The following is a 20,808-nucleotide window of genomic DNA, read 5'->3' as shown; positions in this document are numbered from 1 at the left end:
GTATGTTAAAATGATGAATGCTGCGAGGTTCTATCTTCTAATCAAAAGGAATATATCCGCGAAACAAAAAATTCAAGGTAATTTACAGTTGGATTTCTATAAATCTTCAATTTACTTGCCTCATTTCCACTAATTAAATTTGCGGCTAGGAAAATTAAATGTTGTAGTCTTGTCTTCCCGAAAGAATCATATGATAAAAATAGGATTCTATTGAATGTATTTATGAAGTTTTGTCGAATTAAAATGATAAGGACGACAAGGCACTATAAAAAGGGGGAGAAACGATGAATCTGGCAAACTATATTATGGATGAGGCTTTAATCTTAATTCCTGTACTGATGATTATAGGTAAAATTGTAAAGAATACTCCTAAAATAAAAAATTGGTTGATCCCGTATATTCTCTTGGTGTTAGGGGTCGTTTTGGCGGGACTAATGATGGGATTTAGTGTTAACTCATTCATTCAAGGTGTGTTGGTTGCCGGTACCGCTGTTTTTGGTCATCAAATTGTGAAGCAAACAATAGAAAAAAAAGAATGAATACTTTTTAAGCTAAAAAAGGTTTCCTTTGCTTTATAGTAGAGGAGACCTTTTTCTTGGTTAAGCAGAATTAATATCTATAAATTCTGGTTGCGAATAAGGGCAACTACGCTTCTGTCATCGCCCTTAGGGAAAGTCCAAACTTTTTCTTTTATATAGGCTGTTTTCGCATAGATTGTTTCGTACCTAGTCTAAAAACCCGAAATAACAATAGTATCGTGCTCTTTTCTTAAAAACTTCCTACGGTTTTCATCGGTAAACTGGAATCCCAATCTAATTTAGTTTCAACTAACAACAAAGTTTAAGAAAAGAGCCTTTATATAAATAAAAAAAGGAAAATAAATGACAATAGAATCCTTTTACTATAAAATATTGGATGGGATTTTCCCCTAAATAGAACAACCATAAATGCTGTAAGCTTAGCAACCTAATAATAAAATAGTGAAAAATAAACCCTAATTGAACAGGCAGAACACGTTAATAGTGTGCTGCTTTTTCCTCATAAGGATGTGAAACGAATGACAACAATACATAAATCAGCAGTGCAGTTCAATCATGTTCATTATTCTGTTGATGGAACTCAAATTTTAAAAAATATTACTGATTCTTTTTTTGAAGGTAAAATTACTACTTTAGTCGGTCCCTCAGGAGCGGGGAAGACGACATTGCTCAAATTATGTAATGGTCTACTTTCACCTAATTCGGGAGAAATTTTTATCAAAGACAAAATCATCACCAGCTATGAACCGGTGGAATTGCGTCGGCTTGTTGGAATTGCTCTCCAAAGTGCACCGATGATCGATGGTAATGTATTTAAAAATCTGTCCTTACCCTTACATCTACAAGGAAAACAATTATCCGAAGATGTTGCATTGGATTTATTGAATGATGTAGGTTTAGATGAAGAATTTTTGTATCGAAAAACCAAGGATTTGTCTGGTGGACAACGCCAAAAAGTATCAATAGCACGGACACTCGTGAACCATCCCCAAATCTTATTGCTCGATGAAATCACGGCTTCACTTGACCGAATTTCAACTCAGGAAATAGAAGAGCTAATTATGAAAATAAACCGGAAATATGGGACAACAATTATTTGGATTACACATAATTTGGATCAGGCGTCAACTATTGGAAACTATACATGGGTAATGATGGGCGGAGAAGTGATCGAAACGGGAGAAAGCGATTTGCTAAATTCACCTGTAAACGAGCAAGTGAAACGTTTTGTGAAAGGGGAGGAAGGAGAATGAGCTATGTGGCTCTATCTATCACACTTATTTTCGTTCTGATCCCGCTCATTTTATCGAAAACGTTGCACTTAGGACTGGAAAAGGATACCATCATTGCAACAGTCCGTTCGATTATTCAATTGCTTGCCATCGGATATATTCTGAAATTCGTGTTTGATTCAGAAAATATAATTTATATTTTACTGATGGTAACGCTCATGATTATAGCTGCCACGCAAAATGCACGAAAAAAGGGGAAATCCATCAAAGGCATCACATGGAAAGTGGCGGTAACTCTAGCTTTTGTAGAAATACTAACACAAAGTATTTTGCTCGGATTCAACATCACTCCACCTGAAGCCCAATATATCATCTCGATCAGTGGAATGGTTATTGGTAACTCTATGGTGTTGTCCATTCTGTTCCTTAACCGATTTACGGCAGAGGTTGAAACGCATCAAGACAAAATCGAACTTATACTTTCGCTTGGTGGGACCCCGAAACAAGCAATTCATACACTACTCAATAATTCAATAAAAGCGAGTATGATCCCGACAATCGAGAGCCAGAAAACAATCGGCCTTGTTCAACTGCCTGGAATGATGAGTGGTCAAATTATTGCTGGAGCTGACCCGATTCAAGCGGTCCAATTCCAATTACTCATTGCTTTTCTTATCTTAACAACCGCATCTGTCACAAGTGTCATGCTTGGATTTTTATCGTATCCAAGTTTATTTAACCGGTGCATGCAGCTATTGAGGGGGAAATAGTGAAGTTGTTTATGTTTTAGGTTTAGATTTACCTATTTTTTTAAGATTTAAAGGTTTTCAGGTTAAATAAGGTTTGGATAAAGTGAGTATTTTACTTTTGAAAATGGTATATGACTTGAAAAACCAGTTTTCACCCATGATATTAATCACAAACTATATCATGAATAAATGTTATTTTTATTAATGAGAAAAATAATCATTTATACGTAGAAATACTTATGCATTTCATTAAGAAGGGGAATCCTTATGAGCGAAATCATTAATAACCGTGAACAACAAACGGATAATAAATCTGAACGACATACGATCTTACAACAAATCTTTAAAGATCTTCATAGTGGAAAAAATATAGACGAGATAAAAGCCTATTTTGATAAAACGATTGGCAAAGTTACTGTCGAGGAAATTTCCCAACTACAACACGACGTTGAAGGAATTCCACTTGATGAAATGAAGCGCTTATACTCTACTCACACAGAAATTTTTAAAGGGTCAATCGAAGAAATTCAACGTCCCGAGCGTCCTGAAGAAGAACCAGGGCATCCGGTTCACACATTCAAGCTAGAAAACAGAGAAATTGAAAAATTGCTCAATACTAATATCCAGTACCACTTGGAGCAGTTTGAAAAAGAGGATACAGGTGAAACTGTTTTAAAACTCATGGAAGATTGCAATCTTTTACTAGATATTGATAAGCATTATAGCCGTAAGGAGAATCTTATTTTCCCATATTTAGAAAGGTACGGTATTAATGGGCCAACTAATAATATGTGGAAAATTGATGACTTTATTCGAGATTACATTAAAGATGCAAAACAAAAATTAGCTAACTATAATGGCGACAAACAGTCCGTTATTGGCCTTATTAATTATATCATTACAGAAGTAAGCGATATGATTTACAGAGAAGAAAACATTCTCTTTCCGATGGCCTTAATGAATTTTACAGAAGACGAATGGGTTAAAATTGCTCATGAAAGTGATGAAATCGGATTTTGCCTGACCGCACCAGTAGTAGAATGGAAGCCTGAAAGAAAAGCCTTAGATGAGAAAGCTATCTCTGAGGGATATATTAAAATGGAAACAGGGATATTATCCCTAAAACAGCTAGAGCTGTTATTAAATCATTTGCCTGTGGATATTACATTTATTGACCAGGATGATGTTGTTCGTTACTTCTCACACGGAAAAGAAAGAATCTTTGCACGAACAAAAGCCGTAATTGGTCGAACTGTCCAAAATTGCCATCCACCAAGAAGTGTTCATGTTGTTGAAGAACTGTTGGCAGACTTCAAATCAGGAAAGAAAGACTCAGATGACTTCTGGATCAAATTTAAAGATAGATACGTCTTTATTCGTTACTTTGCTGTTCGGGATGAAAACGGGAACTATATTGGAACGATAGAATTCACTCAAGATATCAATCCGATTCAAGCAATCGAAGGTGAAAAACGGATCCTATCATAATTCAAGGGATGGTTAGTAGACCGTTAAGTGGTACCCTATCATTTATTGACCGCTCGGTGTTTCCAGCACCATCGGTCTTTTTTTATCTAAGCTCTTTTAAACTTCATTGTTGTTTTTCATTACTATTAAATATTTATGTTGATATTTAATAGTAATGAACTGTTGTTCTAAAGGGGATATATAAATAAGGGATTTCGATGGCGTTATAAGACCTTATTGTTTAACAGAGCCATTTTTAAAGTAGGAATAACGGCAATCTTTACTCGAGTAATTCGAGAAACCAACGAAAATAAAATAAGCGGATATTTTTCGGTTAAATGCAGAATAGAGCTCGTTTCGGGTTGTATAAGCGGAGTTTTTCCGGTTACTCAATGCAAAGCCCCTCATTTTCGCGGTTTTTGAGTCAATAGGCGGAAACTCTCCGTCTATCTAAGCTGTTTTTAATCCAATTTACTAATTAAGAGGAATTTTTTCGCCTATTAAGAATTCGGGCAGGTATCAAATATCAACATTACCTTTAACAGCCTTTATCTAAAAAAAATTTTAGTAATCCAATCACTATTCATGCCTAATGAGTGAGTATAATTCCATTTCTTAATTGAGAAGTGTATCCTAATAGATAAGCCAGGCTAAAGGGTGGGTCAGAATGAATGTACAAGCAGATGTTTGCATTGTTGGTTGCGGGCCAGCAGGGGCATTCCTTGGTTATTTACTAGCTAAGAAGGGTATATCTACAGTTCTCATTGAACGTTCTTCCGGAAAAAACAGGGAATTTAGAGGGGAACATATTAATGCTGAAACAGAATTTCTTTTGAAAGAACATAAATTGTTTGAAAAGATTGAGGAGCAAGGAATTCTCAAAATGAGCAAGGTGGAATTCTTTGCAGGAAAACAACTTGTTAAAACGATTACACCATCACTAAATGAGGATCATGTCGGAATTCATGTTCCTCAGTCACATTTACTAAAAACAGTTGTTCAAGAATCAAAGCACTATAAAAATTATCGTCTCCTTTTGAACACAACCGTAACAGAATTGGTTCAAGATGAAAAAGGATTTTATACGGGTGTTAGAGCAAATCAGGATGGAAAAGAATTTATCATAAAATGCTCTATCATTGTAGGAGCTGACGGGCGCTTTTCAACTGTAAGAAAGCTTGCAAATCTACCAGTGAAAATTATGAATCATGGATATGATGTATTGTGGACGAAAATTCCCGCACCATTTGGGTGGGAGCCAACCACAAGAATGCTGCTAGTGAATGGCCATCAGCTTGCATTGTTCACCCAAACGGGAGGATTTATCCAAATTGGCTGGAACATTAAAGATGGCTCCTTTGCGGCATTAAAAAAAGAGCCCTTTCTTTCATTTCTTGAACCATTAATTGAGACTCTTCCTGAATTAAAAGAGATTGCTTTAAAGCATCTTCATTCGTGGAATAATTTCGTTTGTTTAAACGTACACAGTTCTCATTGTGAAACATGGGTAAAGGATGGGTTGGTGATCATAGGAGATGCTGCTCATACGATGACTCCAACAGGTGCAATCGGAATTAACTGTGCCATGAAAGATGCACATGTATTAGCTCCAACCTTGATAAAAGCTCTTGATGAAAAAAATAGTAGTGCAGAGAGATTATCAATATTCGAAGAAAGTAGAAGAGCAGAAATTGAAAAACAGCAAGAAATGCAGATTGAAGAAGAAAAAACATTTTCCGAAAATTTTGTTCAACATGCTCTTTAGCCAAATGTTTAGAGGATAAAATCATCATGGTTTTATCCTTTTATTATTTTTCGATATATTTTATAGAAGGAAATTTAACGGTAACGTTTGTTCCCTTTCCTATTTCACTTTGGAATTGGATGCTGCCATTATACCTATGTACGATATTGAAACAAATCATCAGACCTAGGCCAGTTCCTTTACTTTTTAATGAATAAAAAGGCATTCCAATTGATTTAAGTTCATCCTCAGTCATTCCATTCCCAGAGTCAATCAAATTTATTTTTACGTAATTATTCTGTTCTTTTGCTTGGATAATTAAAGGGGCCCCAAATGGAGATGCTTCGATTGCATTTTTTAACAAATTTATTAATAATTGTTTAAATTCTATTAAACTACATGCAATATAAAAATTCTCTTCCACAACTAATTTCAAAGTAACATTATTTAGTAAGGCATATGAATTAATTAATTCAGCAACAACCTGAAGTGCATCTTTTACATTAATTGTATGCGATTCAATTTCATTTTTTGGCTTTGCAACAGATAAGAAATCCGAAATAACAGCTTCTGCAATTTGTAACTCTTCTAACATCATCGCAAAATGTTCTTGTTTGTTTTTACTAAATGACTGATCCTCTTGATAAAATTGGAGAAAACCTTTAACAACTGTAATTGGGTTTCTAATTTCATGAGCAACTGCGGCCGCTAATTGTCCAGTAGTCTTTAAGCGTTCTGCTTGTTGAACCTGTTCATAGTATAATTGTTGGTTCTTTAATCTTGTAAGTGATAAATAAAAAATAATATACAAAACCGCCTGGCTCGCTAAAAAATTAATGACATTCCCTGGCAAGTCCATATATAAATAGGAGTAAGATTCACCTTTATCAACCAGTGAAATATAGCTAAATATAATAGTCATGAAAAGAATGTTTATTATTAGTGAAAAGTAGAACAGCCTGGGAAGGAAAAATAATATCGAAATTCCTGGAATCAAACATAACAACATAAATGATGATGAAATATCTGGGTAAAAAATAAAAAGGCTATATAAATATACTATTGATTCTATTACGATAATGACCTTCATAAAGTTGGTCTCTTTTTTAGGATAAATCCATAATGAAATTGATAGGATTAAGACTAATAGGAGATGAACAAAATATTCCCAATGGATACCACGCATAAATCCATCAAGTAACCCTAATACCATTAATACATTGATTAAGGCAATTATTATACGATAATACCTAAAATCCAACTGACTATTTAAATCCCTCATCAAATTCATCCTTATACATAATTTATTCTAGTTCTAGATTACCAAACTCTGAGGTTATTTAAACAATAAAATAAATCTAATTTTCTACTAATTTGTGAAGGATACTTTGCATTGCGATACAAACTATGAGAGTATCCAAACAATTACTGTTAATTACCTTACTTTTCCAAGCGTTTTACACATAACATTATTCCACACTAATTCACCTTTTCCTTCTTATTTCATTAGATTAATTTCCACCAAATATCAATAAACTAAGAATGGAAAAATATTTAGGTTCCCAATGAGTCAGCATTTTTTACTTCAAAGTAGATGGAAGTGCCTTTTATATGTTAATTTTAAATGAGACTAGGTTTAGTAACAATGCTAGCGAAATATCCTAGATAGGAATGGAAATACGGAGGGAAGTTATGTTAAAAATATATGAATCAGCTGAGAGTTTAAACAAATGGTTGGAATTAGACTTATTTTCTGATGAAACAAAGGTAAGAATTAAAGGTGCAGATATTATTTTAGTACCTGATATTGGAAAGATTGAAGGGATAACCAAAGCATTTAAACCAGATACCAAGACATTTTACAAATTTGCATTGGGGAATAACCCATCAAATGCGAAAATAGAAATTCTTGAAAATGAGGGTGAACTAACTGTTCTAAATTTCCACTCCTATGAACTTTGGTTACCAAATCTGTATATTAAAGATGTGAATTTACTTCCAACCGTAATGGACTTAGTGAATCAATATGTTTTTGAAAAACAAAAACGTATGGATGATATCGTTGTTAATTTTAACTTAAAAATTCAAAAAAAAGATGGAACATGTAATGAGTTGGCTTTTAAAGGTGGCATAGACGATCTAAATGTCTCAATTGAAAATTTAGATTGTAATGCCTTATAGATTTATTACATAAACGATTGCTTAAGTTAGAGAAGTCCAATAAAAAATGCTCAGAATATAAAAGCTCTGAGCATTTTTTTCGTTTAGTAAAATCAGTGTGATATGACTATTTTTTTTTATTGTGATTTTCTTATTAAGATGTAGTCTTAACAACCAATAGAACCAATGGAAATAGTTAGATTTGATGCGATTATATGTAAAATAGTGATTATGAAAAATCAATCTCTTTGATTTTTAAGAGTTTCTTCAATTTTTATTTCTTGCTAAGCCCGTTCCTTTGTTTAATGGCTTGGCAGAACAGTAAATTTGGTTGCGATAATTTTTCCTTTTTCCGTTTTACAAGGCCAATATCAATTTGGTTTATTTTATCTTCAAGTTGGATCCATTTAACGTCTTTACGTGCTGCAGTATTTGAAAATTCAGTTGGTAATAATGTAATGCTATTTGTGATAGCCACATTTTCTAACAGAACTTCCCAGTTTTCATTTGAAAATATAACATGTGGTTCAAATCCAACTTCATTGCATCGATCAAAAATTAAATTTCCCAAAATAAAATCAGTAGACAAAACACTGAATGCTTCCTCTTTTAAGTCTTTTATCTTTAGTGATTTTCGTGAAGCAAGTGGGTTATCTTTGCTTACAACGACAGACACATTGTATGGTGGTAGTGGTGTGATGAATGGTTCAACTTCTAAGTTATCGTAATATATAGGAAATGAAACCAATCCCAAATCCAATTCTCCAGATGAAACCATTTCCTGGATCCGTTTTGATCCTTTTTGAATTAATGTAATTTCAATATTGGAATGAGAAGAAATAAATTCGGCAATAGATTGCATGTATAGGATTGAAAAGAGTACGGTTAAGCCAACTTTAAGTTTTCCATTAACTGTATTTTCATTTCCTCGAATCACTCTCGTTAAATCATCTATTTCCTTCACAATATTCTTTCCATATTCATATAGAAGTTTTCCGTTTTCTGTTAGTTCAATCACTCTTTCAGAATGATAGAAGAGTTTAGTATTCAAATCTGTCTCTAACTTTTGTATTGTCCAGGTTAAGGTTGGTTGAGTTACAAACAAACTTTTCGCTGCAATCGAATAACTTTTAGCATTTGCAATTGCAATGAAATAACGTAACTGTCTAATATCCATTCTCCATTCTCCTTACCACTAACATCTAAAAAATGATGTAATTTTAAAAAGTCAAATAAATTAAATCTATCGAAGTAAAAATATATTATTTAAAATAAATTGAAAACTACAAACGGAAATTATTCCCATGAAAGCAAATTCACTTATTCTCCTTGTTAATTATTGAATCCTACGTATTTTTCTTCAAAAAGGTCTTTCCTACCAATAGCCTGTACTTAGTTATCTTAAAATAATGACCTTTCCTTATTTATGAATTCGTTTCCTAAATTAGTTTAAACATCGAACGTTTAGCAGAAAATAAAATTTTTTTATAAATGAATAGAATTATTCTATTTTACTCTAAATTAGTTAGGTACTAGACTTTGAAGTAAGGAAGCGCTTTCATCTGATGGCACTTAGGGCATTGCTGAAGTGAAAAAAAGCCAATTAAAAAGAATAGTAGTTATTATTTATTTCTTTAAGGCTTTTTCACTATATAGATAGTAAAAATCACACTATAAACCCATAATATCACTTTTGATATGAATCTTTCAAAACACTTTGTTTTTTAAATTGAGTGAATAAAAAGATTATAGGGGATGGAAAGGATTGTGTTTCAAATGATTAAGACGAAAAAACGCATGTTTGAATTTGATTCCTTGTTAAATTCCGTTAATGAATACTTTCCTATGTATCAGGTATTAGACGAGACGGGTAAAGTGGTAAATACGGATTTAATGCCTAATCTCTCTAATGAAGAGTTAGTAGATTTGATGGAGAGGCTTGTTTGGGGAAGGACCTACGATAAGAGGGTTACCCTTTTAAATCGTCAAGGACAATTAGGGAACTATGCTCCATCCGGTGGACAAGAAGCAAGTCAATTGGCAAGCCAATATGCATTAGAAAAAGGAGACTATTTACTTCCAACTTATCGTGATTTACCACCACTAATCCAACATGGGATGCCATTGAAACAAGCATTTTTATGGTACAAGGGGCATATGGACGGAAACAACTTCCCTGCTGATTTTGCTGCTATGCCTGCACAAGTTATTATTGGTGCACAATACACGCAAGCTGCCGGTGTTGCTTTAGGATTTAAAAAAAGAGGTAGGAAGAATGTGGTCATGACCTATATTGGTGATGGTGGTACATCACAAGGAGATTTCTATGAGGGTATAAACTTTGCCGGAGCCTTTAATGCACCCGCGATCTTCATTGTCCAAAATAACCTATTTGGTATTTCAACACCAAGATATAAACAGACCAAGGCTAAAACTTTAGCACAAAAGGCGATTGCAGCGGGAATCCCAGGAATTCAAGTAGATGGCATGGATCCATTAGCCATTTATACTGCAGTTAAAGAAGCTCGTAAATACGCAATTGCTGGTAATGGTCCAGTATTAATAGAAACAATGACCTTTAGATATGGACCACATACAATGTCAGATGATCCTAAGCGTTACCGTGGACAAGAGCTTGTTGCTGAGTGGGAAAAAAGGGACTGCCTGATTCGTATGCGAAACTACTTATCAGAAAAAGGTTTGTGGTCTGATGAAAAGGAAAATGAAGTGATAGAAGCGACAAAAATACAGATAAAAGATGCATTAGCTGAAGTTGCCAATGCTGAACCTCAAAAAATATCTGAATTCCTAAAGATCATGTACGAAGAAGCTCCTCAAAACATTCAAGAGCAGATCAAGATTTACGAAGAAAAGGAGAGAGCATAAAATATGTCACAAAAAACAATGGTACAGGCCATTACAGAAGCACTTAGTCAAGAGATGGAACGAGATGAAGAAATACTAATCTTCGGTGAAGATATTGGCTTAAACGGTGGTGTTTTCCGTGCAACAGAAGGCCTTCTAGAGAAGTTTGGAGAAGAACGTGTTTTTGATACCCCATTGGCAGAATCAGTTATAGTTGGTGCTTCACTAGGTTTAGCTTTAGCAGGGTATCGTCCTGTTCCTGAAATTCAATTTTTCGGTTTTTCATTTGAAGCAATGGATGCAATCATGGGCCAATTGTCCAGAATTCGTTATAGAATGGGGGGCACGCGTTCCGTTCCTGTCACCATTCGGGCACCTTTTGGCGGTGGTGTTCATACACCTGAGCTTCACTCAGATAGTCTTGAAGGAATAGTAGCCCAATCACCTGGCTTGCGTGTAGTCATCCCAAGTAATCCTTATGATGCAAAGGGTTTATTAATTTCTTCTATTCGCAGTAATGACCCGGTTATCTTTTTAGAGCATTTAAAGCTTTATCGTTCATTCCGTACGGAAGTTCCCGATGAAGTATATACCGTCCCACTTGATAAAGCGGCAATTACTAAAGAAGGAACAGATGTAACTGTTATTACTTATGGTGCAATGGTACATGAGGCACTAAAAGCTGCAGAGAATCTCGAAAAGGAAAATATCTCTGTCGAAGTGATTGATTTAAGAACAGTGGCACCGGTAGATATGGAAACGATTATTGTTTCTGTCAAAAAGACAGGACGTGTTGTTGCTGTGCAAGAGGCACAACGCCAAGCAGGAATAATGGGAAGTGTGATGTCTGAAATTGCTGAGAGGATTTTCTTGCACCTTGAAGCGCCCGTAAGTCGAGTGACTGCACCTGATACTGTATTCCCATTTGGTCAGGCAGAAGAGATCTGGCTTCCAGATGCTTCCGCAATTGAAGCGAAAATTAACGAAGTGTATAATTTCTAGAATTTTGATAAAGAAAGGAGCCTCACAGTCATGTTTCAATTTACATTACCCGATATTGGGGAAGGAATTGCCGAGAGTGAAATAGTTAAATGGATGGTTAAGGTCGGAGACCATATCGATGAAGATGAAGCCTTGATGGAAGTACAAAATGACAAGATGGTAGTAGAATTGCCATCACCTGTAACAGGAACAATAACAAATATTTTAGTAGAAGAAGGAACCGTTGCAAAAGTAGGAGATGTCATCGTAGAAATCGAATTAGACGGAGCAAAAGGAAAGGATAAAGCAAACCCCTCTGCTACAAAAACTCAGTCGACTGCTCATGAAAATAAAGTGGTTGTAGATGAAAAGAAAGCAAAATCTGTTGATACAGGGAGTCGTTCTGGAAAAGTAAATATTGATATCCGATTGTTGGCAATTCCATCTATTCGCAGGTATGCACGTGAAAAAGGAGTAGACCTTTGTTCAGTAACCCCAACAGGGAAAAACAATCGTGTAACAAAGCAAGACATCGATATGTTTATATCCCGCGAATCAACAGTTGTAGTAAATGAAACTGTTCAAATTATTGAGCAAGTTAACGAACGAATTAATGTAACTGCTTCTAACCAAGTAAAAGAAGCTCCAATTTCTGCACAACAAGGCTTGGAAAGAAGAGAAAAAATGTCGCCAACTCGTAAGGCTATTGCAAAAGCCATGGTAAAGAGTAAATCTACAGCTCCACATGTAACGGTCTTTGATGGAGTAGATGTTTCTAAATTGATCGACCATCGTAAGAAGTTCAAGGAAAGAGCGGCCAAAAAAGGAATCAAATTGACGTATATGCCATATATCGTTAAAGCATTAGTAGCTATTTTACGAGAATATCCTGCCTTGAATTCTTCTATTGACGAATCAACAGATGAAATTGTTTATAAAAATTATTTTAATATTGGTATAGCAACTAGTACGGATACTGGACTATTTGTTCCCAATATTAAGGATGCAAATATGAAGAGTATTCTAACGATTGCAAAGGAAATCTCGGAATATGGCGCTAAAGCACAGAATGGGGAATTACGTTCTCAAGATATGAGAAATGGCTCATCTACAATTACAAATGTTGGGGGTATCGCAACGAATGGAGTTTGGTCTACGCCTATTATTAATTATCCTGAAGTAGCAATTCTAGGAATTGGACGGATCGAATATCAAGCTGTTGTAAATGAAGAAAAAGAATTAGTTGCAGCGCCTATTATGAAGCTTTCCTTCTCATTTGATCATCGTGTGATTGACGGCGCAACAGCACAACAAGCTATCAATGACTTGAAAGAATTAATTGCAGATCCAGAATTACTGCTAGTGGAAGGGTGATTAAGAAATGGTTGTAGGTGATTTTGCGATTGAACTTGACACTGTTGTTATTGGAGCAGGACCTGGCGGTTATGTGGCAGCAATCCGGGCAGCTCAATTGGGACAAACAGTTGCGATTATAGAGAAAGAGCATATTGGAGGGGTATGTTTAAACGTAGGATGTATTCCTTCCAAAGCGTTAATAAGTGCAGGGCATCGTTATCAGGAGGCGATGCACTCGGAGACCTTTGGTGTGATGACAAAAGAAGTCACATTAGATTTTACAAAAACACAAGAATGGAAGGATAAGGTGGTTGTTGGCACCCTTACAAAAGGAGTAGAAATGCTGCTTAAGAAAAATAAGGTAGATATCTTAACAGGTGAGGCTTTCTTTGTAGATGATCATCATCTCCGAGTAATGCAGGAAGATAGTGCTCAAACCTATTCCTTTAACCATGCCATTATTGCCACCGGAAGTCGTCCAATCGAAATAAAAGGTTTTAAGTTTGGCAAAAGAGTTATTAACTCATCAGGTGCCCTAAATCTTACCGAAGTACCTAAGAAGTTAGTCGTTATTGGCGGAGGGTATATCGGCAGCGAATTGGCTGGTGCATATGCTAATTTAGGTTCAGAAGTAGTGATCCTAGAAGGTAGCCCTACTATCCTCCCAAACTTTGAAAAAGATATGGTGAAATATGTCGTTGCTAACTTTAAAAAGAAAAATGTAATCATTGAAACAAATGCCATGGCAAAAGAGGCAGTTGAAACAGAAAACGGTGTAACCGTGAAGTATGAAGTAGATGGGAAAGAAAAATTTGTTATGGCTGATTATGTGATGGTGACGGTAGGTCGACGCCCAAATACAGATGAGCTTGGATTAGGACAAGCAGGTATTAATATAACAAACCGAGGTCTTATCGAAGTTGATGAACAAGGAAGAACAAATAAGATCAATATATTCGCAATCGGTGATGTAGTACCTGGTTTAGCTTTAGCTCATAAAGCAAGTTACGAAGCAAAAGTAGCTGCTGAAGCAATATCAGGTAAAAATGTTGCAGTAGATTATGCTGCTATCCCTTCAGTCTGCTTCACAGAGCCGGAATTAGCTTCTGTTGGGCTTACCCTTGAGGAAGCCAAAGCAAAAGGATTTGAAGCTAAAGCATCTAAATTTCCATTAAGCGGAAATGGTCGCGCACTATCCCTTAATGCGACAGAAGGATTTGTACGCTTGGTCACGACCAAAGAAGATAATATCCTTATTGGAGCCCAAGTTGTCGGAATTAGTGCGAGTGATGTTATTGCTGAATTGGTTTTAGCAATTGAAAATATTGTGAGTGCAGAGAATATTGCCTTGACGATTCACAGTCATCCATCATTAGGAGAAACTGTTATGGATGCTGCTGAGTTAGTCTTAGGGATGCCAATTCATATTTAAAAGGGAATTTCTTATTTTAAAAAATATGAATCTCTTAATTAGTTAGAAATTAGAAGTGAGGCCTTTGCAGAATTAGATAAAATTACACCGCAGAAGATTTTAACTCAATATAAGGCTTATATCCACTTGTCAAAAAAATGATTGCCTCAATTTTTAGCATGAAAATGCATCTCAAGAGTTAATGTAAAAATTACTTTGAAAAAGGGGTGTTAGATGAATGACGAAAATTATTCATGAAAAGGAAAGTTTAGACAGAGGATTAAGCAACAGACATATTCAGCTTATTGCATTAGGAGGAGCAATTGGTGTTGGTTTGTTTTATGGTTCGAGTGCAACGATCCAATTGGCTGGTCCGGCCATTATTGTTTCATATTTAATCGGTGGAATTATCATTTTTGCAATCATGAGAGCTTTAGGAGAAATGGCCGTTGCTGAGCCAGTATCGGGGTCATTTAGTTCATATGCTAATCGCTATATAGGATCCTTTGCAGGTTATTTAACCGGCTGGACATATTGGTTTATGTGGGTTGTCGTAGGTATGGCAGAAATTACTGTTGTCGGAGTATATGTAAACTATTGGTTTCCTAGTGTACCACAATGGTTATCGGCATTAGTTGTTTTACTCCTTATTACAGGGGTTAACCTTGTTAACGTTAAAGCCTTCGGAGAGTTTGAATTCTGGTTTGCTTTAATAAAAGTTGTCGCAATTATTGGAATGATTGTTGCAGGAATTAGAATTATTCTATTTGGAATCGGAAATGGTGGTACTCCGATGGGGCTGGGTAATCTCTTTGAACATGGAGGATTCATGCCTAATGGAGTAAAAGGAATCCTATTTTCACTTGTAATGGTGATGTTCTCATTCGGAGGAGTCGAGTTAATCGGAATTACAGCAGGTGAGGCAAGTAATCCTAAAAAAGTGATTCCACCAGCAATCAACAATGTAATTTGGCGGATCCTAATTTTTTATGTCGGGGCACTTGGAATCATGATGACTTTATACCCTTGGAATGAAGTGGGGACAAAAGGAAGTCCATTTGTTCTGATTTTTGACAAGATCGGGATTGCTGGCGCTGCAGATATAATTAACTTTGTAGTTTTGACTGCAGCACTATCCGCTTTTAACAGTGGATTATTTAGTACAGGAAGAATGTTGTACAACTTAGCTTTACAAGACAATGGACCTAAATATTTCGGCAAGCTAAACAAATCAAAAATACCGAGCAGAGGCATTTTATTTTCTTCCTCAATGCTTATGATAGCTGTCGTTTTGAATTATATTGTCCCAGAAAAAGTATTTCTCTATATTTCAGCCGTTGCAACAGTTGCTGTCGTAACTAGCTGGACGATAATCCTTGTTACTCAGATTATGTTCCGGAAAGCTAAATCTAAAGAGGAAATTGCTCAGTTAGAGTTTAAGATGCCATTGTTCCCTTACCTTTCCTATATATCCTTAGCATTCTTAGTAATGGTCATTGTATTAATGGCATTCATTGATGGAATGAGTGTAGCCCTTATCGTAGCACCAATTTGGTTTGGTATTTTGTATATCGGTTTTAAGGTTAAAAAGAAAAAGGAAGCAGAAACCATTAATGTAAAACCAGTAGCATAGGAAAAAGGAATACAAAAATCAGTGGATTACAATTTCTAAGCTAAGCAGAATTTATATTCATAAATTCTGCTAGCGCCTAAGAGGCACGCCAATCGGAGAGTTTTCTTTAAAAATTAATAATTGGGGGAATGAAAATGATAGTAACAGAAGAACAAATCAAATTATTGGATATTTTTGAAGAGATGAAAGAACATGGGCATGAACAGGTAATCTTCAATTACGATAAAACAACAGGATTGAAATCAATTATTGCTATCCATGATACAACTCTGGGACCTGCGCTAGGTGGGTGTCGTATGTGGAATTATGAAACGATGGATGCAGCACTTAAGGATGCCTTACGGTTATCAGAAGGAATGACTTATAAGTGTGGTGTTTCAGGGGCTTCATTTGGAGGAGGAAAGGCTGTAATTATCGCAGATCCGAAAACGGATAAATCGGACGAACTATTCCAAGCTTTTGGCACTTTCATTGAAACTTTAAAAGGTCGTTTTTATACAGGGACAGATGTTGGGACAGTTGGCATGGATTTTGTTTCTGCATCTAAACAAACAAACTATTTGGTTGGTTTACCTGAAGAATATGGTGGAAGCGGAAATTCGGCGATCATTACATCATTTGGGGTATGGAAAGCAATCAAAGCGACAGCTAAAGAGGCCTTTGGTTCAGATTCATTAAAAGGGTTGACAATTGCAGTCCAAGGTTTAGGAAAAGTTGGCCATTTCCTTGTTGACCATCTACATGAAGAAGGGGCACATTTAGTTGTTACTGATATCTCTAAGCAAAATATCGACGCAGTGCTTGCAAAATATCCTGAAATTGAAGCTGTAGAACCTGAGGAAATTTATAGTGTTCCGTGTGATATTTTTTCACCAAATGCATTAGGAGCCGTCATAAACGATACAACAATTCCACAATTTAGATGTGCTGCTATTTGTGGAGCTGCCAATAATGTACTAGCAGAAGAACGACATGGGGATATTCTTTTTGAAAAAGGAATTACATATGCACCTGATTATGTGACAAATGCCGGAGGCTTAATTCAAGTTGCGGATGAACTTCATGGATACAACAAAGACCGTGCCTTTAAAAATGCAAGTATGATTTATGATACCTTGGGCCAAATATTTAAGATTTCAAAAGAGCAGCACATTCCTTCTTACAAAGCTGCAAATACGTTAGTTGAAACCAAAATTGAAAAGATCAGTAGAATTAAGACTAAATTTACTGGCAAATAATTATTAGAACTATTATTTCCTCTGTTCGCCTGGTAGTGTCTCTCGTCCATCAGGGTAGTAAATAATAAGATAGACTAGCAAACAGAGGAAATGTAAGTAGTAATCCGGGAAAGGAGTAATTACATGAGCTTAAAGAATTTTGAGGAGCTACTCAAATTACTTGATAAAAATACTACCACAAAGAAAATTGCTGTTGTAAATGCGATGGACCAACATTCATTAGAAGGTATTTTTTCCTTAAAGCATTTACAGGCTGTTGAACCGATATTGATAGGAAATGTGGAAAAGATTAAGGAAATTCTTAAAATACTAGGTGAATCAATCGAAGATATACAACTTATTGAAACACAAAACGATGTGGAGTCAGCTGAAAAGGCGGTTGAGTTAGCTAGAAATGGCCAAGTTGATATTATTATGAAAGGAAAAATACAAACAAAGGATCTTTTAAGGGCAGTAGTAGCAAGAGAAAAGGGAATTAAGAAAAGTAACGTTCTTTCACATATTGCTCTTTATGAGCTACCCTCCTATAGTAAATTACTGTTGATAACTGATGGCGGGATGATTCTTACTCCGTCGTTAGCGGAAAAGAAAGCAATTATTGAAAATGCCTTGTTTGTATTACATCAACTAGGATACATTGAACCTAAGATTGGCGTCCTTTCAGCAACGGAACATGTAAATCCAAAACTTCAAGATTCCGTTGATGGAGCACAGTTAAAAGCAATGAATCAAAATGGGGAGATAACGGGTTGTATCATTGAGGGCCCGATATCGCTAGACTTAGCTTTAAGCAAAGAAATTTCTGAAGAGAAAAATTATGCAGGACGAGTAACTGGAGATGCAGATATCTTGTTAGTACCAGATATCACGGCCGGAAATATCCTTGGAAAATCCTTTTCAGTGATTGCCAATGGAAAAATGGCGGGAGTGGTAATGGGGGCGAATGTTCCTATTATTCTTACTTCAAGAGGGTCTACATCAGAGGAAAAACTGAACTCTATTATCCTAGCTCTCTTATTATCAGAAAAGAAATAAGGTTGGTGAAAATATGACCTATACAATATTAGCGATTAATCCAGGGGCGACTTCAACAAAAATTGGACTTTTCAAGGATGAAGAGATGATTTTTAAAGAAGATATCTCCTACTCTTTAGATGATCTAAAAAAGTATAAAAATAGTAATGAGCAGTATGAAATAAGGCTGGATTCTGTCTTATCAACACTTAAAAAATATGATGTGGATATGAAAATAATAGATGCTGTAGTAGGACGAGGTGGATTATTACCTCCTGTAAAAGCAGGAGCCTATGAGGTAAACAAAGGAATATTGGATTGCCTTAAATATCAACCGGTGGTAGATCATGCTTCCAATCTTGGAGCCCCGCTCGCACAGGGAATATCGGATATAGCAAAAAAAGGATGCCGTGCTTTTATTTATGATCCTGTTACGGTGGACCAATTCACAGATATAGCTAGAATCTCAGGGTTAAATGGACTCGAACGTAAGAGTATTGGTCATATCTTAAATATGAGAGCAGTAGCAATGAAAGTTGCCAAAGAAATGAACGCCTCTTACTACGAAAAGAATTTTATTGTTGCACATTTAGGGGGAGGATCCACCATTAGTGCTCATCAAAAAGGTCAAATTATCGACCTAATTTCCGATGATGAGGGACCTTTTTCAACTGAAAGGACTGGTGGGTTAGCTATCAAGGATGTTATTCATTTATGTTACCAGAACTCAGAGGATGAAATGTTTGCAAAGTATAGGAAGAAAGGCGGACTTATTTCCTATCTAGGTACAAATGATGTCAGAAAAATAGAGGGAAAAATTGATAGTGGTGATAAAGAGGCTGAACTAATCTTGGAGGCATTAGCTTACCAAAGTAGTAAAGGGATTGGAGAAATGGCTGCTGTCCTTAAAGGTAAAGTTGATTGTATTATCATAACAGGCGGATTAGCTTATTCGAAAAGAATTACTGAGTGGATTAAATCTTATATTGAATTCCTAGCTCCTGTTATCCTTGTTCCCGGAGAAAATGAGTTGGAAGCGTTAGCTATGGGAGCAAAAAGAATAATTAGTGGAGAAGAAAATGCTAACGTCTTTGAGTGGAAACAGTAAATGGTTGTATTTATACTTATTAAGTAATTGATTGATCCAGGGCCCTGTACGAATGGGTTCCTGGAATTTTTTTTGTGTGGTTTCTGTACTGTACTTTTATTTTAGTTAGGTGATTTTGTTAGCATTTGGTACAGTCTTCACCATTCCGGACAACCCCAAGCCTTTTTAGAATTCTGATCCCCAACATAGACATCCTTTTTCAATGGTTTGTTCATAAGCATAATGATACGAGAATAAACATTTTAAAAGGTTTAAGTTCTAAATTATGGAGGTGATTAAATGAGTGGTGTAGATGTATTTGAGAAGACAGCAAGGTTTGAGCATCGGTTTTGGCTTCAAATTTTGGGGGACCATTCGCGATTTATTTTGGAGGCATTAGCACCAATGGAACAAGAAAATATAAAAATCGCATCTGACTTTATTCGAATTTTTGACACTCTTTTAAATAATGTCGATTCGGAAGATATTGTAAAATTGACTGAGAAGGCGGACGAAGAGGCAGTAAAACTACGGGAATTTAAATTAGGACTACTTGAAAAGCATTTGGTAGGAAAAGTGAAAATGCATCTTCCTCCAACTTTCATTAATCATATGGTGAACGAATTAGAGGAATATTTACGGCTGCTAAACTATTTTAAGAAGAATCAAACTCCCCCCGTATTCCATGAGCTCCATTACCACTTAGTTTGGTTATTAGACGCAGTAGGGCATGCTGGTGCCATAACGAGTAAATTAGATCTAGTAGAAAAACAATTAAAGGAAAAAAGCGAACAATTCATGAAGAAGTTTGAACACTTTTATTTAAAAGCTGTCGAGATGGCCGGTTATTTACGAACAGAAATGCCTACTTTTCCAGCTTTAGAAAAAATGAACATAGATGTCTCTTTAGAAATGAAGCTTTTCCAAAATTTTTTGGAGGAATTAAAGGAACTTGAACTTAGTGCAAGTGCACTAGGAACATTTTCTCCATTAATGGCCGACCATATGTTTCGTGAATAATGCTATTTTTTAAGGAAATTCTTAGAATCGGCGAATTTAGAAAAACCTGACTGCGACCCAGCCACACCTAGATTAAAAGAAGGGCAATAGTATACAATTTGGGGGCATTGATTTGTTTAATAGATCGAAAAGGAGCCTTATTAATAATCAGTTTAGAATGGATCGGCTTTTTAATGGCATGTAGCATATTTAATAGAAGATATAGGTAAAATTCGAAGGATGCAAACCAATTGTATCCTTTTTATTTTTTTACATTGTTAAATAATATAGTTGATAAAAACTGTTTTTAGTTCACTCGATTCACAGAACCAG

General features: G+C 35.6%; 16 protein-coding genes and 1 pseudogene. 15 read left to right on the top strand and 2 right to left on the bottom strand.

Annotated features, from left to right (window positions below):
* Positions 1-284 precede the first annotated feature (284 nt).
* The 5 genes from RCG20_RS02015 to RCG20_RS01995 all read left to right on the top strand — a co-directional run bounded on the left by RCG20_RS02015 (position 285) and on the right by RCG20_RS01995 (position 5,752).
* Entirely contained in the window at positions 285-539 is a 255-nt protein-coding gene (locus tag RCG20_RS02015; RefSeq protein WP_308182566.1) for a phage holin family protein, read from the top strand.
* Positions 540-1,057: 518 nt separating this feature from the next.
* Complete coding sequence (locus tag RCG20_RS02010) at positions 1,058-1,792, top strand: ABC transporter ATP-binding protein (protein WP_308182565.1); 735 nt, start codon at positions 1,058-1,060, stop codon at positions 1,790-1,792.
* Positions 1,789-2,541, top strand: coding sequence for an ABC transporter permease (fetB, locus tag RCG20_RS02005; protein ID WP_308182564.1), 753 nt, complete (start codon positions 1,789-1,791; stop codon positions 2,539-2,541). The genes RCG20_RS02010 and fetB overlap by 4 nt, the downstream gene beginning before the upstream one ends.
* A 246-nt stretch (positions 2,542-2,787) precedes the next feature.
* Positions 2,788-4,008 (top strand): DUF438 domain-containing protein, encoded by a 1,221-nt coding sequence (locus RCG20_RS02000; RefSeq protein WP_308182563.1) that lies wholly within the window; start codon positions 2,788-2,790, stop codon positions 4,006-4,008.
* Between the two features lie 646 nt (positions 4,009-4,654).
* A complete protein-coding gene (locus RCG20_RS01995; protein ID WP_308182562.1) occupies positions 4,655-5,752 on the top strand; it encodes an FAD-dependent monooxygenase in 1,098 nt (365 codons plus the stop codon).
* Positions 5,753-5,795: 43 nt separating this feature from the next.
* On the opposite strand, the gene RCG20_RS01990 is transcribed toward RCG20_RS01995, so the two are convergent.
* The gene (locus RCG20_RS01990; protein ID WP_308182561.1) at positions 5,796-7,013 is read right to left on the bottom strand and encodes an ATP-binding protein; all 1,218 of its coding nucleotides are present in this window, start codon (positions 7,011-7,013) and stop codon (positions 5,796-5,798) included.
* Positions 7,014-7,423: 410 nt separating this feature from the next.
* Between RCG20_RS01990 and RCG20_RS01985 the strand changes: the two genes are divergently transcribed.
* Entirely contained in the window at positions 7,424-7,912 is a 489-nt protein-coding gene (locus RCG20_RS01985; RefSeq protein WP_308182560.1) for a hypothetical protein, read from the top strand.
* A 253-nt stretch (positions 7,913-8,165) separates the two neighbouring features.
* Here the strand turns inward: RCG20_RS01985 and RCG20_RS01980 are convergent, their stop codons facing one another.
* Positions 8,166-9,068 (bottom strand): LysR family transcriptional regulator, encoded by a 903-nt coding sequence (locus RCG20_RS01980; protein ID WP_308182559.1) that lies wholly within the window; start codon positions 9,066-9,068, stop codon positions 8,166-8,168.
* A gap of 599 nt (positions 9,069-9,667) precedes the next feature.
* On the opposite strand from RCG20_RS01980, the gene pdhA reads away from it, so the two are divergent.
* The 9 genes and pseudogenes from pdhA to RCG20_RS01935 all read left to right on the top strand — a co-directional run bounded on the left by pdhA (position 9,668) and on the right by RCG20_RS01935 (position 20,586).
* Positions 9,668-10,777: a pyruvate dehydrogenase (acetyl-transferring) E1 component subunit alpha gene (gene pdhA / locus RCG20_RS01975; protein WP_374120505.1), complete on the top strand. Its 1,110-nt coding sequence runs from the start codon at positions 9,668-9,670 to the stop codon at positions 10,775-10,777.
* A gap of 3 nt (positions 10,778-10,780) precedes the next feature.
* Positions 10,781-11,758: an alpha-ketoacid dehydrogenase subunit beta gene (locus RCG20_RS01970; RefSeq protein ID WP_308182558.1), complete on the top strand. Its 978-nt coding sequence runs from the start codon at positions 10,781-10,783 to the stop codon at positions 11,756-11,758.
* A 30-nt stretch (positions 11,759-11,788) separates the two neighbouring features.
* Positions 11,789-13,111 (top strand): dihydrolipoamide acetyltransferase family protein, encoded by a 1,323-nt coding sequence (locus RCG20_RS01965; protein ID WP_308182557.1) that lies wholly within the window; start codon positions 11,789-11,791, stop codon positions 13,109-13,111.
* 7 nt (positions 13,112-13,118) lie between these two features.
* The gene (lpdA, locus tag RCG20_RS01960) at positions 13,119-14,525 is read left to right on the top strand and encodes a dihydrolipoyl dehydrogenase (protein WP_308182556.1); all 1,407 of its coding nucleotides are present in this window, start codon (positions 13,119-13,121) and stop codon (positions 14,523-14,525) included.
* Positions 14,526-14,742: 217 nt separating this feature from the next.
* Positions 14,743-16,137, top strand: a complete 1,395-nt coding sequence (locus tag RCG20_RS01955; RefSeq protein WP_308182555.1) for an amino acid permease — start codon at positions 14,743-14,745, stop codon at positions 16,135-16,137.
* A 164-nt stretch (positions 16,138-16,301) separates the two neighbouring features.
* Positions 16,302-17,375 (top strand): Leu/Phe/Val dehydrogenase, encoded by a 1,074-nt coding sequence (locus tag RCG20_RS01950; protein WP_308184265.1) that lies wholly within the window; start codon positions 16,302-16,304, stop codon positions 17,373-17,375.
* 123 nt (positions 17,376-17,498) lie between these two features.
* Positions 17,499-18,410: a bifunctional enoyl-CoA hydratase/phosphate acetyltransferase gene (locus RCG20_RS01945; RefSeq protein WP_308182554.1), complete on the top strand. Its 912-nt coding sequence runs from the start codon at positions 17,499-17,501 to the stop codon at positions 18,408-18,410.
* A 13-nt stretch (positions 18,411-18,423) separates the two neighbouring features.
* Positions 18,424-19,497: a butyrate kinase gene (gene buk, locus RCG20_RS01940; RefSeq protein WP_308182553.1), complete on the top strand. Its 1,074-nt coding sequence runs from the start codon at positions 18,424-18,426 to the stop codon at positions 19,495-19,497.
* Between the two features lie 279 nt (positions 19,498-19,776).
* A pseudogene (locus RCG20_RS01935) lies at positions 19,777-20,586 on the top strand (DUF2935 domain-containing protein).
* Positions 20,587-20,808: the final 222 nt, after the last annotated feature.

This window comes from Neobacillus sp. PS3-40 (genome assembly GCF_030915485.1).
Classification (GTDB): Bacteria; Bacillota; Bacilli; order Bacillales; family Cytobacillaceae; genus JAUZPL01.
The sequence above is the reverse complement of the archived record's forward strand: the minus strand, read 5'-3'. Positions and strand labels throughout refer to the sequence as shown.

Excerpts from the sequence above, each read along its gene's own strand:
- RCG20_RS01990 (WP_308182561.1), bottom strand. The coding sequence starts at position 7,013 with ATGAGGGATTTAAATAGTCAGTTGGATTTTAGGTATTATCGTATAATA.
- RCG20_RS01985 (WP_308182560.1), top strand. The coding sequence starts at position 7,424 with ATGTTAAAAATATATGAATCAGCTGAGAGTTTAAACAAATGGTTGGAA.
- RCG20_RS01945 (WP_308182554.1), top strand. The coding sequence starts at position 17,499 with ATGAGCTTAAAGAATTTTGAGGAGCTACTCAAATTACTTGATAAAAAT.
- RCG20_RS01955 (WP_308182555.1), top strand. The coding sequence starts at position 14,743 with ATGACGAAAATTATTCATGAAAAGGAAAGTTTAGACAGAGGATTAAGC.
- RCG20_RS02010 (WP_308182565.1), top strand. The coding sequence starts at position 1,058 with ATGACAACAATACATAAATCAGCAGTGCAGTTCAATCATGTTCATTAT.
- buk (WP_308182553.1), top strand. The coding sequence starts at position 18,424 with ATGACCTATACAATATTAGCGATTAATCCAGGGGCGACTTCAACAAAA.
- fetB (WP_308182564.1), top strand. The coding sequence starts at position 1,789 with ATGAGCTATGTGGCTCTATCTATCACACTTATTTTCGTTCTGATCCCG.
- RCG20_RS01995 (WP_308182562.1), top strand. The coding sequence starts at position 4,655 with ATGAATGTACAAGCAGATGTTTGCATTGTTGGTTGCGGGCCAGCAGGG.
- RCG20_RS01980 (WP_308182559.1), bottom strand. The coding sequence starts at position 9,068 with ATGGATATTAGACAGTTACGTTATTTCATTGCAATTGCAAATGCTAAA.
- RCG20_RS02015 (WP_308182566.1), top strand. The coding sequence starts at position 285 with ATGAATCTGGCAAACTATATTATGGATGAGGCTTTAATCTTAATTCCT.
- RCG20_RS01965 (WP_308182557.1), top strand. The coding sequence starts at position 11,789 with ATGTTTCAATTTACATTACCCGATATTGGGGAAGGAATTGCCGAGAGT.
- RCG20_RS02000 (WP_308182563.1), top strand. The coding sequence starts at position 2,788 with ATGAGCGAAATCATTAATAACCGTGAACAACAAACGGATAATAAATCT.
- lpdA (WP_308182556.1), top strand. The coding sequence starts at position 13,119 with ATGGTTGTAGGTGATTTTGCGATTGAACTTGACACTGTTGTTATTGGA.
- RCG20_RS01970 (WP_308182558.1), top strand. The coding sequence starts at position 10,781 with ATGTCACAAAAAACAATGGTACAGGCCATTACAGAAGCACTTAGTCAA.
- pdhA (WP_374120505.1), top strand. The coding sequence starts at position 9,668 with ATGATTAAGACGAAAAAACGCATGTTTGAATTTGATTCCTTGTTAAAT.